This window comes from Amycolatopsis sp. NPDC098790, assembly GCF_044759945.1.
Taxonomy (GTDB): Bacteria; Actinomycetota; Actinomycetes; order Mycobacteriales; family Pseudonocardiaceae; genus Amycolatopsis.
In genome coordinates this window covers 36,599-51,687 of record NZ_JBIWAI010000002.1, presented here as the reverse complement: position 1 = coordinate 51,687, position 15,089 = coordinate 36,599, and the positions used below count along the sequence as shown (strand labels likewise).

Below are 15,089 nucleotides of genomic sequence, written 5' to 3'. Positions count from 1 at the left end.
AGGAGCGGAGATGGCAGCGAAGGACGGGGCCGGCGAGCTGCCACGCACCGTTCTGGAACTGAAGCTCCGAGAGCGGAGTCAGACGCTCGCCGAGTTCGTCGACGATGCCGAGCGCTTCGCGCGCACCTTCGGCGAGCCCGGCACGCTCAGCGTGCGGCACCTGCAGCGCCTGATCTCGGGACGCAAGGCGGACGGCTCTCCAGTCGGACGTCCCCGGCCAGCCACTGCCCGCCTGCTTGAACGGATGCTCGGCCTCCCAATCGACGACCTCCTGTCGTCTCCTGACGTCGTCCGCGGGCCGGTCGAGGCTGCCGAAGAGGAGTTGCGGCAGCGGCTCAGCGCTGCCCGCCGCGTGAACACCGACGTCCTGGCGTTACTTGACGACCAGCTGGCCGCAGTGCGCCGCCTTGACAGGCAGCTGGGTGCCTCGACGGCACACGAAGAGGTGTCCACCAAGGTCCGACAGATCACGCGCCTGCGCTCGCACAGCCTGACTTTGAGGATTCGGAGCCAGCTCGGCGCTCTGCTCGCCGAGTTCGGCACGCTCGCTGGCTGGCAGCACCTCGACATGGGGTTCGTCGGCGACTCCTGGCAGTTCTACGAGCGAGCCAAAGCGGCAGCTCGCGAGTCCGGTGACGCGGCTTTCGAGGTGCACACCTCCGCTGAACAGGCGTTCGTGTTGCTCGACGTCGGCGAGACGGCATCGGCCGTCGAGCTATTGGGCGTCGCCGAGCGGCGGGCTCAGCGCGTCGCAGGCCGCCTGCTCAGGGCGTGGCTCGCTGCTGCGCACGGCGAAGCCCTCGCGGCGGACGGCCAACGCTCGGCGAGTCTGAAGGCCTTTGACCGCGCCGCGGGGTTGCTGCCAACCGATGTGTCCGCGGTGGACGGTCCATACGTCGTGCTCGATCCTGTCCATCTGGCGCGTTGGCGGGGGCACGCGCTCGCCCGGATCGGCGAGCCGGACGCGGTCGACGTGCTCTCTACTGCGTTGAGCCGTCTCGATCCGACGTTCACGCGCGCGGAGACGGCGTTGCGCGTGGACCTGGCGACGGCGTTCCTTGCGGTGGGCGAGCGTGTCGAGGGACGCGCGCACGCTCAGCGTGCTCGGGCACTAGCTGTCGAAATCGGTTCTGTCCGGCAGCAGCGTCGGATCGCTCGGCTTGTCGGGCCGACGAACTGAAGGGCGGTACGGGCGGGAATCGGTTGCCCGTAGGCTCGCGGCGTGGCTGACGAACATGGGTCGTGGAAGACGTTCGGCGAGCGGCTGGTCTACGACAACAAGTGGGTCAAGGTCGGGCTGACCGACGTCGAGGCGCCGAACGGCGAACGCTGGGACTACCACGTAGTCCACCTGGCCAGGATCGCCATAGCGCTGATCGTGAACGACCAGGACGAAGCGCTGATGCTCTGGCGCTACCGGTTCGCCACCGAGCAGTGGGGCTACGAGCTGCTGGGCGGCATGGTCGACGACGGCGACGATTCCGCGGGGACCGCCGCACGCGAGGCTGCCGAGGAGTCCGGCTGGCAGCCGGTCGGCGAGCCCGAGCACCTGGTGAGCTTCGAGCCGCTTCCCGGGCAGGTCACCGCGCCGGTCGACGTGTACCTGTGGCGTCAGGCCGAGCACGTCGGCGACCCGACCGACACCGAAGAGGTCGGCCGGGTTGAGTGGGTGACGCTGTCACGGGTCAACGAGCTTGCGCAGCGTCAGGAACTGCTCGGCTCCGGCACGCTGGTGTCCCTGCTCTACTACCTCAACTCACGCCGGGCGTGAGCCTGGCAGTACGAGCCGTTCCAGGCGGCGACGCAACCGCACCGAACCAACCTGGGAGATGACCCGCCGGGCCTGCAGTGCGTAGGTCCTGGCGGCTTCCCGGTCGCCGGCTGCGCTGTGCGCAAGAGCGAGATCCACATACACCGCGGCGCCGGCCCGGACGAACGACGTCGACCCAATACTGTCGACCACGCGCTCGAGGTGCTCGATCGCTTCCGGCGCGCCGAGGTGGACGAGTGCATTCCCGCGCCAGCGGTCGAGGTGGCTGCCGCCGAGGAACACGAACGGCAGCTCGGGATGGACGACCTCGTTCGGCAAGAATGTGTCGGCTTCGTCGAACGAGCGAAGAGCGTCGTCCCGGTGGCCGGCGATCGCGTGGCCCTCTCCTTCAGCGGCCGCGAGCCAAGCGCGTAGTAACTCAGGAGCGCGCTCGCCGATCGAACGCGCTTCCGCGAACAGGGCGAGCGCGTCGTCAATGTTGCCGACGTCGATGAGTACGTATGCCTGTTCAGCGGTGGCGTGGGCGAGCAGAGCGGCCGAGCCGGACTCCATCGCGGCGTACTTCGCGCGTTCGTAGTGCGTCCACGCCTGGTCGAGCGCGCCGATGTCGAGCGAGTTCCAACCGGCCAGCGTCGACGCCTCGACGAGCACGCCAGCGAGCGGCGCCCGGTCGCGGCGCAAGATCGTGTGCCTGAGCAGGCCCTCTACCTCGGTGATCTGTCCGCGGAGCCGTTCGAGCCGGGCCGCTGAGCCGAACCGGCGGTCGGCGTGGCGGACGCTGATGACTTCCTCTCGGAACAGCTCGATCGTCTGCTCGTCGACCCGGCGGGCGATGATCAGCCGCTCGGCGAGTTCGTCACCGGACGGGCCTGCGAAGTCGCCGGACGGGAACCCGAGGTCGTCATCGGTGCGACCGTAGATCTCGCGCAGGACCGCGCGCATCGGTGGCTCGGGCATCACGTGCCCGTTCTCCCACCGCGAGATGTCCGTCTTCCGGCTCGCCACTGAACGCTCCGGCAATCCGTGCGCCGCTGCGCGCGTGTTGATTGCTCGTGCGAGCTTTTCCTGACTCCAGCCGAGCGCATTGCGCGCCGCTTGCAAAGCGGTTGTCGACGTCATGCCACCGCCGCCAAATGTGCGCTTTGACCTGCGTAGATAACAAGAGATAACACGGGGCTTGTCATCCTCTGCCAGCTGCCGGCCCGCGCGGAAATGCCGTTTCTTAGTGGCATGACATACGACAGGAAACCCCGGCGGGCTGCCGAGTTGGCCGCCCACCACAAAGGACTCGCGCTAGTCGCGGGACTTCCCATCGCGGCGAAGCAGCTCGGTGAGATCGGCCAGTTGCTCGGTGATCGACGTCAGGCGCTGTTCGATCGCGGCGAGGCGCGCCGACACGGCGTCTTCCATGTTCTCGCGGGGCTGCCCCAAGGCCGGCGGGATGCGCCCGTGCAGCACGGCGAGCAGGTGTTGCGGGTGCAGGCCGAGCGCCACGGCCAGCGCTTCGAGCGTCCGGTCACTGCGCTTGCGCTCGACGGTGTGGTTCTGGATCTCGCGGACGATCGCCTGGGAGACCTGCGAGCGCTCGGCCAGCTCGCGTTGTTTCCACCCGAGCTCGTGCACGCGCTCGTTGATGGCCTTCGCGACCGCCGCCCAGTCTTCCGACACCCATTCCTCCGTGGTCCGCCTCAGCGCCGACATTAGCGCTTGACGGATTCGACGACGCCGAGATCCACACCGCGTCGCGCATTCGGACCATTCTCATGCCTTCGTGCGACTAAATCAGCTCACTTTTCACGCTTAAATCAGCGTAACGACTTTAGGGACTTCAAAATGCAGAAGAAACTTCCTGACGCCGGTGGTCCGGCGTTCTACTCACCGGCCGACGCCGCGTGGCTTCTCGGTGTCGACCTCAACTCGATCCATCGCGCCGTCCGGGTCGGCGAGCTGCGTGCAGTGCGGCGCCGCTCCCGGCTCGTCATCCCGGCGTCCGAGCTCCGGCGCGCACTCGGCGGTGGTGCGCGATGAGCGATCACGATTACAGGGCGATCGCTGCCCGGCTCGACCGGTACGCCGCTGTGCCCGATGACGTGCTGACGAACGTGGTGGCCAGGGACGGCCTGTGCTTCTGGACGTTCGAGCGGGCCGACCTGCCGGAGCTGACCGGGGACGATCCGCCGGACAGGGAGCTGGCTGCGCAGCTCTGTGCCGGCTGCCCGGTGATCGATGAGTGCCTTGAACTCGACTTGCGTACCGCCGGGCCGAACACGGTCGGCGTGTGGGGCGCCCTGCCGGACACCGACCGGCGCACCCTGCACCCCGTCTGGCTGCAGCGACGGGGCGGTGAGACGCGATGACGCTCACCCTCTCGCCTACGCAGGTCCTCGCCGGCCTCGCGGTGCTGCTTGCCCTGTTCACGGTATGGCGGTTCGGCGCACGTAAGGCGCGCCGTGCCGCCGAGACCGCGCGAGCCGGCGCCCGGGTGGTTTCGCTCGCCGGGCGGGTGCTGTTCACGGGTTCCGCGTTCGTCGGCGTTCAGTGGCTCGTGATCACGCACCCGGGGAACCCGACTCTGCTGCTCGTGGTGCTCGGGGCACCGGACCTAGTCGCGGCCTACGTCCTGACGCGCGCTCTCACCGTGACGTCGTTGGACACCACGCGCCGGGGCGGTGGTCGCCGATGAGCGAGCAGCTCCCCCGCGCTCAGCAGCTCGCCAAGGATGCTGCCGAAGCGGCTGACGTCCGGCGCTGGCGAACCCACCCGGATGTGGTCGCGCTGCAGGTCGAGCGAATTCGGACTCAGGTCGACCGGCTGTGCTGGGCCGGGATCGTCCTCGGTCTGGCCTTCACGACGGCCAATGTGCAGTGGTTCGCTGCTGCCGGTGCTGCCTTCGGGTCGCTGCCCTGGCTGACGGCCTGGCTACTTGACCCGACCGTGTGCCTGGTGCTGCTCGCGATCTTGCGGGCGGAACAGGTGACCGCCCGGTACCAGGTCCACACCGGACCGTGGGTCCGAGCGGCTAAGTGGCTCACGCTGGCGGCCACGTACGTCATGAACACCTGGTCGTCGTGGGCGGCCGGGTCGCCGGCCGGCGTTGTCCTGCACTCCGTGCCGCCGATGGTCGTTTTTGTCGCGGCCGAGGCCGTCACCGACCTGCGCGACAAGCTCACCGACGCCGTTCAGGCGGCACACGGGAACGCCACGAACGTTCATGAACTGCCCGCGCCTGCCCGTGAACGGCCTGCGCGGCGGCTGTTCGCCGACTACCTCGCCGAGGCGCGTCAAGCTTGGACGCCCGACGTGAAGGTGACGCCGGCATGGGTCCGGGAGGTCACCGGGTGCTCGCGCGGGTTGTCCTCTCGGCTGGCCACCGCGCTTGCGGATGAGGTGCGCCATGACCGATGAATCGGATGCCGAGGTGAATCGCAGGGCCACGCTCGCTCGGGTGGCTTCAGGGGACGTCGAGCACGTCGGCCCGGTGCTCGACGGCGAGCTGATCGACGACACCCTGCCTCAGCCGCGTGCCCGGACTGTCCGACGTCGGTTCGCTCGGTGGTGGAAGCACTCGCCGCGTGTACCCCTGTGGCTCAAAAACAAGCCACAAGCGATCCAGGCTGCGAAGGATGCCGTGGTCTGGGTGGTCAAGTCACCGATCCGGTACGTCGGCGCGGTCGTCCGCGGGATCGTGGTTGGCATCCGGTCGTGGCGCGGTTGGGTCAAGGTCAACGACTACCGGACGGCCGCGGAGGAGTCGGAGAAGCTAGCCGACAAGTTCACGGAGATCCGCGAACTCACCTTGTTCCGCTGGAAGGTCACCGGCGCCGTGGTCGCTGTCGCCGCGTTGGTGGTCGCCGTCGTGAATCTGCTGTACGGCAGCGATCCGCTGTGGATAGGCGGAGCTGCCGCGTCGTTGGCACTCGCGGTCCTGGGCCGCCGCAAGGACGGCAGTCCGGGACGGAAGCCCGCGCTCGCGGGGCCACGCACGCTGACGTGGACGATGGACCCGCAGGTTCTCGTGGACGCGTTCCGAGACGCGAAGCTGATCGGGAAGGATGAGACGCTTCGCTTGGTTGAGCGGGCGACGCGCGTCGGCGACGGATGGGCTGTCACGGTGGACTTGCCGGCCACGCGCAAGGCCGCGGACGTCGTGAAGAACCGGGATGCGCTGGCGTCTGCGCTCGCGGTCGACGAGGTTCAGCTCATCGTCGAGCGCGTCCGCGGCAACGGCGGGCACGCTGGGCGGATCTCGATGTGGGTCGCCGATGAGGACCCGTATGCCCGGCCGCCGCTCCAGACGCCGTTGCTCGGCGTGACGCGGTGGGACGCGTGGCGGGCGGTCCCGTTCGGACGTGACGCGCGAGACCGGCGGATCGATCTTCCGCTCGTGTGGACGTCGTTGCTGATCGGTGCGATTCCTCGGCAGGGTAAGACGTTCGCTGCTCGACTGGCGGCGAGCGGGCTCATCTTGGATGCGTGGGTGCGGCTCTACGTGGCGGACTTCAAGGCCGGAAAGGATTGGATCGCGGCCGCCCAGGTTGCCCACCGCTTCATGGCCGGCGACGAACCCGAGCACGTCCTGGCCCTCATCGACTGGCTCGCCGAGCTGGTCGCCGAGGTCCAGGGTCGGTACCGGCGCATGCGGGACCTCGACGACATCGTGTGCCCGGAGTCGAAGGTGACGCCGGACATGTCGCGGGACAAGGCACTGAACATGCCGATTACGGCGATCTTCATCGACGAGGTTCAGGTACCGCTCGAAGACCGCACGCCCGTTGACGTACAAGGGAAGAAGCTCGCGGCGGGCGAGTACGTCGGCGAGTTGTTGACGTGGCTGGCGAAGAAGGGGCCGGCGGCTGGGATCGTGCTTGTCCTGGCCACGCAACGGCCGGACTCGAAGACCATCCCGTCCGGGCTCCGTGCGGTGCTCGGGTCGCGGTTCGCGCTCCGGGTGATGGACTGGCGCGACTCCAACATCGTGCTCGGCGAGCAGATGAACACCCGCGGGTTCGACTCCTCGCGGTTGCTGGCCTCGCACAAGGGTGTCGGTGTCCTCCGGCCGGACGGCGACACGGCGGCCGGGGCCGACGTGCTAGCGATGACGGTCCGGACGTACTACATGCCGAATGAGGATTGGCAGACCATCTGCCAGCAGGGGCGCGTTCTGCGCGAGGCTGCGGGAACACTCACCGGGCACGCGGCGGGCCAGGACACCATGCCGACGCTCGATCATGCGGCCGTGGCGCACGCTCTCGGCGCAGGCACGGCCGCACCTCTGGTCGAGCTGCGCGAACCGCTCGCCTCGCTCGTCACCTACCTGGGTGACGACCTCGGCCCCGACGGTCGCGACTTCGTGCCGACGGCCGAGCTGCTGGAGGCGTTGGACGCCGACCGGCGGACGTTCTCCCAGCAGATGAGCGAGGTGGGGTGCCGGCCAACTCGTGACCGCGTGACCAGCGAAGACGGCGAGACGCGGCAGGTGCGCGGCTACTTGACCGCTGATATCCGCCGAGCTGTCGAGCGTGTTCGCGATGGCGGCGAACCCGCCGGGGCCGGTGATCCGTCATGAGTGCACGGGTGGAAGGTCAGGCCTATCGGGTTATCCTACCTGCGGGATTGCCAGAGCTGACGCCCGCGGCTGCGCGTGCACTGCTGGCCGTACTGATCGAACTGACCGAGGTGCCGGTGCTCGACGAACCGGCAAGGAGGGCGACCGATGTCCGCTGAAATCAGCGACCCATGGTCGAAATTAGACGAAATCCTTGGACTGGAGGTGGCCGAGCCCGTAGACGAAGGGATCGGCGCCTTGGCCGTCTACGGGCGGTGCTCGACGGAGGACAACCAGGACCCGGAGACCTCGCGCGGATGGCAGTTCGGGAACGCGCGGAAGTTCGTCGAGCCGCTGGGTGGCCGGATCGTGGCGGAGTACTTCGATATCGGGCAGTCGCGTTCGGTGCCGTGGGACCGGCGTACAGAGGCGTCGCAGTTGCTCGCCCAGCTGAAGAACCCGCGTCGCGGATGGGATGCCCTGGTCGTCGGTGAGGGTACCCGGTGCTGGTTCGGGAATCAGTTTTCGCTCATCGCGCCGCGGTTCGCTGCCTATGGCGTGGACCTGTGGGTGCCGGAGTTGGGCGGGAAGTTTGATCCGCGGAACCCATCGCACAAGATGCTGATGAGCGTGCTCGGCGGGATGAGCGAGTCGGAACGGCAGCACGTTCAAGCTCGCGTGCGGGCCGCGATGGACGCGCAGGTAGTCAACGAAGGACGTCACCAGGGCGGCCGGGCGCCATACGGGTACGTCGTGGTTGACGGTGGGCCGCATCCGAACCCGCGAAAGGCGGCGGAGGGATTCCGGTTGCGCCTGCTCGCCCTCGACGAGTCAGCCGCCGAGGTCGTGCGTCGCATCTTCGCCGAATACCTCGCCGGCAACGGAGACCGCGCGATTGCGAATGGGCTGAACCGCGACGGCATCCCCTGCCCGTCGGCACGACGGCCGGACCAGAACCGGCATCGCCTCGCCGACGGCTGGCAGGGCAGCACCGTACGCTCGATTCTGGAGAACCCGCGCTACACCGGGTTCGCTTTCTTTGGTCGGTGGGCGCGGCAGGAAATGCTGCTCGATCCTGACGACGTCGCGGCGGGGAACGTTGTGCGGTTCCGTCGCGCCAAGCCGGATCGGGTGGTTCGCTCGCGCAAGCCAGCACATCCCGAGATTGTGTCTGTTCAGGACTTCACGCAAACACAGTTGATGCGGCGCGCCAAAGCGGCGGGTGGTCTGCGAACCGCGCGTAAGACCGAGCGGGCAGGACGAACGGTCAAGCACGCGTACCTGCTCCGTGGACTCATTCGCTGCACTGCCTGCGGACGGAAGATGGAAGGCAGCCCGCGAAAGCACGGCATGTACTACCGCTGTCCGGCCCGGACGCTCACACCGGGTTCGCCGGTCTTGCTCACGCACCCGCCGACGATTTATCTCAAGGAAGAACCGCTGCGGGACGCGCTGAACGAGTGGATCGGCGGCCTGTTCGACCGGCAGAACATCGCGCGGACCGTTGAACAACTCGTTCAGGCTCAGCCGACACCGAAGACGGCGGATGACGGGCCAGCACGGAAGCTACTGGAGGATGCGGAAGCCAGGCTCCAGCGGTTCCAGAACGCCATCTCCGCAGGGGTCGCCCCGTCGGCAGTCGTCGAGGGGATCAACCGGGCGCAAGCCGATCGGGCGGCAGCTCAAGCGGAACTGATGACGGTCGGCGAGCCTGCGGGACTCGGCGAGGCCGAGGTCTACGCGATGATCGACTCGCTTGGGAACGTCAGCGCCGCACTGGCTGACGGTCAGCCGGGCCGGCTGGCTCAGCTCTACCGGGACTTGCGGCTTGACCTGCGGTTCGACCACGAAAAAGAGGCCGTCGACGTGACGGCCTCTCCGCGGGTGAATAATGCGTGTGTCCGAGGGGGGACTTGAACCCCCACGCCCGTTAAGGGCACTAGCACCTCAAGCTAGCGCGTCTGCCATTCCGCCACTCGGACCTGCTGAAGAAAGAGTATACGGCTCCCCCACGCCCTCCTTCAGGGGGGTCTTCATCGACACCTCCGGCGCCTCTGGCATGATCGGCCGGTTTCGGCTCTCCTGCATCGATTCAGCGAACAAGCGGACCGGCTCCTGGTAGGCGTACCCCTCCGGACCCGATGACTCCAGCAAGTGAGCGTCCACCAGGGATTCCAGCAAGATCAGAGCGTCCGAGAGCGGCAGGCCCAGGATCCTTGACGCCGTTGATGCCGAAAACCGCGGGAAGGCCGACATCCTCTCGAACGCCCACGCCTGCCACGGGGTCAGCTCGGCCAGCGCCGACTCGTACGGCTTCTCTATCGCCTGGCACTCCGGGGGCCTCGCCGGTGCTCCCGGGGCCGGGCGGCCCACCCTCTGCATCGCCTCCGCCATCGTCCACGCCGGGCGGGATGCCAGCCTCTCGCCGATCGCCCTCACCACCTGCGGGAGCCCTCCTGTCCTCGCCGCCAGCTCGTGCGCCTCCGCTGCTCGGTCCTCGCCCAGCAGATGACCCAGCAGGGCCACCGACTCCTCGACGCTCAAGCCTCCCAGCTTCGTCCACTGCGCGTGCGGGACGTCGTACAGCCGGCGGCGGGCCGTGATCAGCACTGCCGGGCCTCCCGCTCCCGGCAGCAACGGGCGGATGTCGTCGTGCTGGCGGGCGTTGTCCAGGATCACCAGCACCCTGCGGCCTGACGTTCGAGTTCGCCACAACGCCGCTCGCTCGCTCGGCGACGCCGGGAGGTTCGTCACGCCGATTCCGTGCAGCAGCTCGGACAGCGGGTCCGGCGACTCCGCCAGGTCCAGGAACAGCTGACCGTCCGGGAAATCCACCGCTCGGGCCACGTGGACCGCCAACGTCGTCTTGCCGATCGCCGCCAGGCCCTCGATACCGAGCACCGGCATCGATGCGCGAGAGCTGGTCAGCGCCTCGGACAGCGCGGCCGTCAGAGATGCTCGGCCGACGAACTCCGGGAGGTCCGGGGGTAGCTGGGACGGGCGGGACACCGGCGGCGCCAGCGACGGGTCCGCCGCCAGGATGCGGCGCTGCATCTCCCGCAGCTCCGGCCCCGGGTCGAGGCCCAGCTCGGATTCCAGCAGGCGCTGCGTCGCCGTGAACAGCTCCAGCGCCTCGGCCTGGCGGCCCGCGCGGTACAGCGCCAGCATCTGCAGCTCGCGCGGCCTTTCGCGCAACGGCTGCTCGGCGATCAGCTCCGTCAGGTCGACGTGGCGGCCCGCCGCGAGGTCCGCCGCCGCCTGGTCCTCGAGGGCCGTGAAACGCAGCTGGACCAGGCGCTCGCGGGCCGCCTCCGCGTAGTCGCCGTTCACCCCGGACAGCGGCGTGCCGTGCCACAGCTCCAAAGCGGCACGCGGCGAAGACAACAGGCGCTCGAACTCCGTGACGTCCAAAGCGCCCGTGCGGATCGCGTAGCCGCCTCCGACCGACTCGATCGGGACGCCCGCGTGCCGCAGGCGGGACACGTACGAGCGCACCATGCCGATCGCCGCCCGCGGCTCCGCGCCGCCCCACAACGCCGTGACCAGCTGGGACGGCGACAGCGGCGTGCCCTCCTGCAGGAGCAGCACCGCCAGCGCCGCCCGCTGCTGGGGTGGTCCCAGCTCGAGCTCGACGTCGCCGCGCCACGCCCGGACCGGGCCGAGGACTTCGAACCGCACCGCATCGGTCACGCAGAGCGCAACCGGTGGCCGCGGACCGGTATTCCGTCACAGCCCCTCGAACGCCTCCCGCCGCGAGGCGAGCCACGTCGCGAAGTCCTGCAGCCGCGGGTTCAGCTTCCGCACCGCCTCCGGGTCGCGCACGCCGGCGAACGCGTCTTCGTGCTCGGCGTAGTAGAAGAACATGTTCGACAGGTCGTCCGCACCCGGGAAACCCGCTGCCCGCAACGCCTCGACGCTCATCGGGCGGTAGGCGACTTCGGTGCCGAGCTCCTTGGCGAACGCCGCCGCGTACTGCTCGCCGGTCAGGTTCTCCCCCGAGATGCTGATCGTCTCGCCGGCCAGCGACGGGCCCTGGGCGAAGACGCCGAACGCCGTGCGGCCGATGTCCTCCGCCGCGATGCCCGGCAGCCGCCGGTCGGCCATCGGGAGGTGCAGCGCGACGACGCCGTCGTCGTCGCGGACCGGGCGGAAGAAGTCGAGGAACGCCTCGAAGTAGAACGTCGTCGAGAGGAACGTCGTCGGCACGCCCGCTTCGACGAAGAACGCCTCCGCCTCGGCCTTGCTGTCGAAGTGCGGAACCTTGTACCGCTCGTGCAGCGTCGGGACGCGGTCGTCGCGCAGGTGCAGGCGGGTGTCGGGCAGGGTCGACCAGATCACGTGCTCGAGGCCCGTCGCCTTCGCCGCCGCGGCCATCGCGCGCGCCTGGTGCTGTTCGCGCTCGACGGAGTTGTACTCCCAGAACGCCGTGACGAGGTAAGCGCCGTACGCGCCTTCGAAGGCCTTCGTGAGGCTCGCCTCGTCGTCCAGGTCGGCGGCGACGACTTCGGCACCGCGGGCGGCCAGCGCCTGCGCGGCCGCGGAGTCCGGGTTGCGGGTGAGCGCGCGCAGCTTGAACCGGCGCTCGGGGTCGTCGAGGATCGCGCGGGCCAGGCCGCCGCCCTGCTGGCCGGTGGCGCCGACGACGGCGATGATCTTCGGGTCGGACATGGTGCAGCCTCCTGGGTCCGGGCCGGCGTGTCCCGGCCACCGGTTCAGGAAACCGCTCCGGCATCAGCGAATCGTGCACGTGGTGTGCACGTGGTTTACAAGGCCGCCGCCGCTTCCTAGGATTCGCCGGTCGGGCCGCGGCACGGGAGGTTTTCGGATGGGTCGGCGGCGGGACGACGACGAAATCTCCGTCGCCGAGCTGCTCCGGGAGACCGGGGCGACGCCGCGCTCGCTCGGCGGGCCATCCGAGGCCGCGCCGCCCCGCGACGAGGACACCGGCGACGGCTACCGCGAACGGCTCGAGCAGCGAGCTCGTGAAGCCGCGGCCGGCCAGCAGCGGGCCGGACGGCGGATCCGGTGGATCTTCGGGTTCGCCGGCGCCGTCGTGGTGCTGGGCAGCCTCGTCCTCATCGCGGTGACGTCCGAAAGCGCGCCGCAGCCGCGGGCGACGCCCCAGGACCTGCTCGCGCCGGCGACGACGACTCCGCGTCCGACGTTCACCACGCCGAGTCCGACGCCGATCCCGACCGTGCTGCGGCAGACGTCGACGCCGCCGTCGACCTCGGCCACTCAGAAGCCGCCACCCGAAGCTGCGACGTGTTTCGTGCGCTTTTCCGTGTCCGACCAGTGGAACGACGGCTTCACCGCCGAGGTCGCCGTCACGAACAAGAGCGGCGAGACGCTCTCGCCGTGGACGCTCGCCTGGACGTTCACCGCCGGCCAGCGGGTCACCCACGGGTGGGACGGCAAGTACAGCCAGAGCGGCAACCGCGTGACCGTGACCGCCGAGTCCTACAACGCCACCCTCGCGCCGGGCGCGACCGTCAGCACCGGGCTGAACGGCGCTTTCGACCATGGGAACCCGGCGCCGACGGCGTTCACCCTCAACGGCGCCCGCTGCGACGCGGGCTGACGATCCGCACGTCGGCCAGCTCCAGCAACCCGTCCAGTTCGACGCGCGCGCGAGTGCGCCGCGGATCGGGCACCAGCCCCTGGGCGCGGACGACGTCGAGCAGGCGGCTCGCCAGCGGCAGCACCAGGTGCCGGCCCCAGCAGCGCTCGCTGACGTGCCCGAACGGCAGGTAGCCCGGGTGCCGGTCGGCGTCGAGCGCGGCCCAGCGCCGCGGCCGCCACTCGTCCGGCGCTTCCCACAGCGCCGGTGACCGGTGGCTCAGCAGTGGCAGCAGCAGGACGTCGTCGCCGGGCGTGATGCGGGCGTCGACCTCGGTGAACTCCGGCGAGCGGACGCGCAGGACGTTCCACGACGGCGGCAGCAGCCGGAGCGCCTCGTTGATCACCCACTCGTTCGGGACGTCGTCGTCGAACGGCGCACCGAGCCACACCGCGTTGGTCACCAGCGCGGCGACGGTGAAGCAGATCGGCGCGGCGACGCGGCGGTAGAGGTACATCCGGAAGCGCCGCTCGGCCAGGGTTCCGGCGGCGAGGACCTGCCGGGCGAGCGTCGACAGCTCGGCGTCCGCGCCCGGCCGGCGGGCCAGCGCGGCGCCGGCGGCGACGGCCGACCACGTCAGCTTCGGCGTCAGCTCGAGGCGGCGGTCGACGAGCACGCGGAACCGGCGCGTCTCCGGCCCGAAGACGAATCGGCGCAGGTAGTCGTGCGGTACGGCCGGCCAGGCGCCGGCGAGGTCCGGCTCGTCGGCAGGCCGCTTCAGCGCGGCCCGGACGTCCGCGCCCAGCGCTTGCATCAGGCTCGCGGATTCGGCACGGGTGACTTCGCGGCCCAGTACCGGCTTGAACGTCGGGCGCTCCTCGGCGTTCGCCGGGCGGGCGCGCAGCACGGCGTCCATCAGCGCCGGATCGGCGATCCCGACGGTGTCCGGTTCGAGGCGGAAGAGCCCGCCGTCCCGGTGCTCGCGCAGCAGGTTCTCCAGGCGGGGCGCGAAGACGACCGCGCGGTGGGCGGGGGCGATGACCACGTTCGGCACTCCTCGAAGGGAACGGGGGCCGGTCCCGGTGACCGGGACCGGCCGCGCGATCAGATCCAGCCGTACCAGGCGTAAGCCTTCAGGCTCTTCTTGGGAAGCGCTTTCTTGACCAGGCGGACGAGCTTCACCGGATTCCTCCCTAGTTCGGTTGTCAGGACCGTGATCGACACTAGGCAGGGCGGGATCGGTTCAGCACCAAGCACTACACGTTCGGCCCAGCCCTTTCGGCGGGAAATGGGCACCCGTGAAAAATGCGTGTTAAATCAGTCGAGCACTTCACGCATGAATGTCACAAGCCAGTGCTGCGCCGGGCTGCGGGCGTGCGTGTGGCGCGTGTACACCGACACCTGCGCCGGCTCCACCTCGAGAGGCAGCTCGAACAACCGGACCGCGTGCTGGGCCGCGAACATCTCCGCCACCAGGCGCGGCACCATCGCCACCAGCTCGCCGTCCTGAACCAGGTACGGCAGGGCCGCGAAGCGCGTCACCTCCAGGACCACGCGGTCCAAGAGCCCGTGTGCCTCCAGCGCCCGGCGGGGGCCGTCGTGGCCGGTCGGGCCGAACACCGTCACGTGGCGCTCCGCCGCCAGCGCGGCGAAGTCCACCGAAGAGCCCAAGCGCGGGTGGTCCGAAGCCACCATGCCCAGGTAGCCCTCGGAGAACAGCGGGACGCGAGCGACGCGCTGGGAGCCGATCAGCGGGGACGCGATGAACGCGTCGATCTCGCCGCGGCCGAGCTGGTCGGCCGCGCGGTCGACGTCCAGCGGGCGGACCGTCAGCGTCACGCCGGGAGCACGCGACGGCAGCGCCGCCATCAGACGCGGGAGCAGCGAAATCTCCCCCAGGTCCGACAGGCACAGCGTGAACGCGGCCCGGGCGGTCGACGGGTCGAACGACCACGCGCCGCTGACCGCCGTCTCGATGCCGGACAACGCGCTGTGCAGCGGTTCGTACAGCGCGCGGGCCGTTGTCGTCGGGACCAGGCCGCCGCCCGTGCGGCGGAACAGCTCGTCGGAGAACCGGCGCCGCAGCTTCTGCAGGCTGTAGCTGATCGTCGGCTGCGTGACGTGCAGGGACTCGGCCGTCGCGGTGACGCTGCGGGTCTCGTAGAGCAGCACGAACGTGCGCACCAGGTTGAGGTCGAAGTCGCGCATCATCG

17 protein-coding genes and 1 tRNA gene are annotated in these 15,089 nt (G+C 69.6%); 10 read left to right on the top strand and 8 right to left on the bottom strand.

The window, feature by feature from the left end; translation table 11 throughout:
- Positions 1-10: 10 nt before the first annotated feature.
- Complete coding sequence (locus ACIQWX_RS14445) at positions 11-1,180, top strand: hypothetical protein (protein ID WP_400869807.1); 1,170 nt, start codon at positions 11-13, stop codon at positions 1,178-1,180.
- 42 nt (positions 1,181-1,222) lie between these two features.
- A complete protein-coding gene (locus tag ACIQWX_RS14440) occupies positions 1,223-1,771 on the top strand; it encodes an NUDIX hydrolase (protein WP_400869804.1) in 549 nt (182 codons plus the stop codon).
- On the opposite strand, the gene ACIQWX_RS14435 is transcribed toward ACIQWX_RS14440, so the two are convergent.
- Together ACIQWX_RS14435 and ACIQWX_RS14430 are read right to left on the bottom strand one after the other, a co-directional pair.
- Positions 1,757-2,872, bottom strand: a complete 1,116-nt coding sequence (locus ACIQWX_RS14435; RefSeq protein WP_400869802.1) for a tetratricopeptide repeat protein — start codon at positions 2,870-2,872, stop codon at positions 1,757-1,759. The genes ACIQWX_RS14440 and ACIQWX_RS14435 overlap by 15 nt on opposite strands.
- A gap of 192 nt (positions 2,873-3,064) precedes the next feature.
- Complete coding sequence (locus ACIQWX_RS14430) at positions 3,065-3,439, bottom strand: helix-turn-helix transcriptional regulator (RefSeq protein ID WP_354838478.1); 375 nt, start codon at positions 3,437-3,439, stop codon at positions 3,065-3,067.
- 165 nt (positions 3,440-3,604) lie between these two features.
- On the opposite strand from ACIQWX_RS14430, the gene ACIQWX_RS14425 reads away from it, so the two are divergent.
- The 7 genes from ACIQWX_RS14425 to ACIQWX_RS14395 are packed head-to-tail and all read left to right on the top strand — an operon-like array spanning position 3,605 to position 9,233.
- A complete protein-coding gene (locus tag ACIQWX_RS14425) occupies positions 3,605-3,799 on the top strand; it encodes a helix-turn-helix domain-containing protein (protein WP_400869799.1) in 195 nt (64 codons plus the stop codon).
- Complete coding sequence (locus ACIQWX_RS14420) at positions 3,796-4,128, top strand: WhiB family transcriptional regulator (RefSeq protein WP_400869796.1); 333 nt, start codon at positions 3,796-3,798, stop codon at positions 4,126-4,128. The genes ACIQWX_RS14425 and ACIQWX_RS14420 overlap by 4 nt, the downstream gene beginning before the upstream one ends.
- Positions 4,125-4,454, top strand: coding sequence for a hypothetical protein (locus ACIQWX_RS14415; protein WP_400869794.1), 330 nt, complete (start codon positions 4,125-4,127; stop codon positions 4,452-4,454). The genes ACIQWX_RS14420 and ACIQWX_RS14415 overlap by 4 nt, the downstream gene beginning before the upstream one ends.
- Positions 4,451-5,176 carry a hypothetical protein gene (locus tag ACIQWX_RS14410; RefSeq protein WP_400869792.1) on the top strand — a complete coding sequence of 242 codons (726 nt, stop codon included), beginning with the start codon at positions 4,451-4,453 and terminating at the stop codon, positions 5,174-5,176. Before ACIQWX_RS14415 ends, ACIQWX_RS14410 begins: the two co-directional genes overlap by 4 nt.
- Positions 5,166-7,337, top strand: coding sequence for a cell division protein FtsK (locus tag ACIQWX_RS14405; protein WP_400869789.1), 2,172 nt, complete (start codon positions 5,166-5,168; stop codon positions 7,335-7,337). Before ACIQWX_RS14410 ends, ACIQWX_RS14405 begins: the two co-directional genes overlap by 11 nt.
- On the top strand, positions 7,334-7,495 hold the full coding sequence (locus tag ACIQWX_RS14400; protein ID WP_400869786.1) for a hypothetical protein: 162 nt from the start codon (positions 7,334-7,336) through the stop codon (positions 7,493-7,495). The genes ACIQWX_RS14405 and ACIQWX_RS14400 overlap by 4 nt, the downstream gene beginning before the upstream one ends.
- Entirely contained in the window at positions 7,485-9,233 is a 1,749-nt protein-coding gene (locus tag ACIQWX_RS14395; protein WP_400869783.1) for a recombinase family protein, read from the top strand. The genes ACIQWX_RS14400 and ACIQWX_RS14395 overlap by 11 nt, the downstream gene beginning before the upstream one ends.
- Here the strand turns inward: ACIQWX_RS14395 and ACIQWX_RS14390 are convergent.
- The 3 genes from ACIQWX_RS14390 to ACIQWX_RS14380 form a co-directional block, all read right to left on the bottom strand.
- Positions 9,215-9,298 (bottom strand) — tRNA-Leu (locus tag ACIQWX_RS14390). The two genes, ACIQWX_RS14395 and ACIQWX_RS14390, sit on opposite strands and share 19 nt — an antisense overlap.
- Positions 9,264-11,006, bottom strand: coding sequence for a BTAD domain-containing putative transcriptional regulator (locus tag ACIQWX_RS14385; RefSeq protein WP_400869780.1), 1,743 nt, complete (start codon positions 11,004-11,006; stop codon positions 9,264-9,266). Before ACIQWX_RS14385 ends, ACIQWX_RS14390 begins: the two co-directional genes overlap by 35 nt.
- 36 nt (positions 11,007-11,042) lie before the next feature.
- Positions 11,043-11,984, bottom strand: coding sequence for an NmrA/HSCARG family protein (locus tag ACIQWX_RS14380; protein ID WP_400869777.1), 942 nt, complete (start codon positions 11,982-11,984; stop codon positions 11,043-11,045).
- A 157-nt stretch (positions 11,985-12,141) separates the two neighbouring features.
- On the opposite strand from ACIQWX_RS14380, the gene ACIQWX_RS14375 reads away from it, so the two are divergent.
- Positions 12,142-12,897: a cellulose-binding domain-containing protein gene (locus ACIQWX_RS14375; RefSeq protein ID WP_400869773.1), complete on the top strand. Its 756-nt coding sequence runs from the start codon at positions 12,142-12,144 to the stop codon at positions 12,895-12,897.
- On the opposite strand, the gene ACIQWX_RS14370 is transcribed toward ACIQWX_RS14375, so the two are convergent.
- From ACIQWX_RS14370 to ACIQWX_RS14360, 3 genes are all read right to left on the bottom strand, one after another.
- Complete coding sequence (locus tag ACIQWX_RS14370; RefSeq protein WP_400869770.1) at positions 12,869-13,921, bottom strand: cytochrome P450; 1,053 nt, start codon at positions 13,919-13,921, stop codon at positions 12,869-12,871. The two genes, ACIQWX_RS14375 and ACIQWX_RS14370, sit on opposite strands and share 29 nt — an antisense overlap.
- 59 nt (positions 13,922-13,980) lie before the next feature.
- Entirely contained in the window at positions 13,981-14,058 is a 78-nt protein-coding gene (locus ACIQWX_RS14365; protein WP_225440239.1) for a tryptorubin family RiPP precursor, read from the bottom strand.
- A 135-nt stretch (positions 14,059-14,193) separates the two neighbouring features.
- Positions 14,194-15,087 (bottom strand): LysR family transcriptional regulator, encoded by an 894-nt coding sequence (locus ACIQWX_RS14360; protein ID WP_400869767.1) that lies wholly within the window; start codon positions 15,085-15,087, stop codon positions 14,194-14,196.
- Positions 15,088-15,089 lie beyond the last annotated feature (2 nt).

Bases quoted from the DNA above. Each gene is read 5' to 3' on its own strand.
- ACIQWX_RS14415 (WP_400869794.1), top strand. From the start codon at position 4,125: ATGACGCTCACCCTCTCGCCTACGCAGGTCCTCGCCGGCCTCGCGGTG.
- ACIQWX_RS14380 (WP_400869777.1), bottom strand. From the start codon at position 11,984: ATGTCCGACCCGAAGATCATCGCCGTCGTCGGCGCCACCGGCCAGCAG.
- ACIQWX_RS14405 (WP_400869789.1), top strand. From the start codon at position 5,166: ATGACCGATGAATCGGATGCCGAGGTGAATCGCAGGGCCACGCTCGCT.
- ACIQWX_RS14375 (WP_400869773.1), top strand. From the start codon at position 12,142: ATGGGTCGGCGGCGGGACGACGACGAAATCTCCGTCGCCGAGCTGCTC.
- ACIQWX_RS14360 (WP_400869767.1), bottom strand. From the start codon at position 15,087: ATGATGCGCGACTTCGACCTCAACCTGGTGCGCACGTTCGTGCTGCTC.
- ACIQWX_RS14445 (WP_400869807.1), top strand. From the start codon at position 11: ATGGCAGCGAAGGACGGGGCCGGCGAGCTGCCACGCACCGTTCTGGAA.
- ACIQWX_RS14425 (WP_400869799.1), top strand. From the start codon at position 3,605: ATGCAGAAGAAACTTCCTGACGCCGGTGGTCCGGCGTTCTACTCACCG.
- ACIQWX_RS14410 (WP_400869792.1), top strand. From the start codon at position 4,451: ATGAGCGAGCAGCTCCCCCGCGCTCAGCAGCTCGCCAAGGATGCTGCC.
- ACIQWX_RS14420 (WP_400869796.1), top strand. From the start codon at position 3,796: ATGAGCGATCACGATTACAGGGCGATCGCTGCCCGGCTCGACCGGTAC.
- ACIQWX_RS14395 (WP_400869783.1), top strand. From the start codon at position 7,485: ATGTCCGCTGAAATCAGCGACCCATGGTCGAAATTAGACGAAATCCTT.
- ACIQWX_RS14400 (WP_400869786.1), top strand. From the start codon at position 7,334: ATGAGTGCACGGGTGGAAGGTCAGGCCTATCGGGTTATCCTACCTGCG.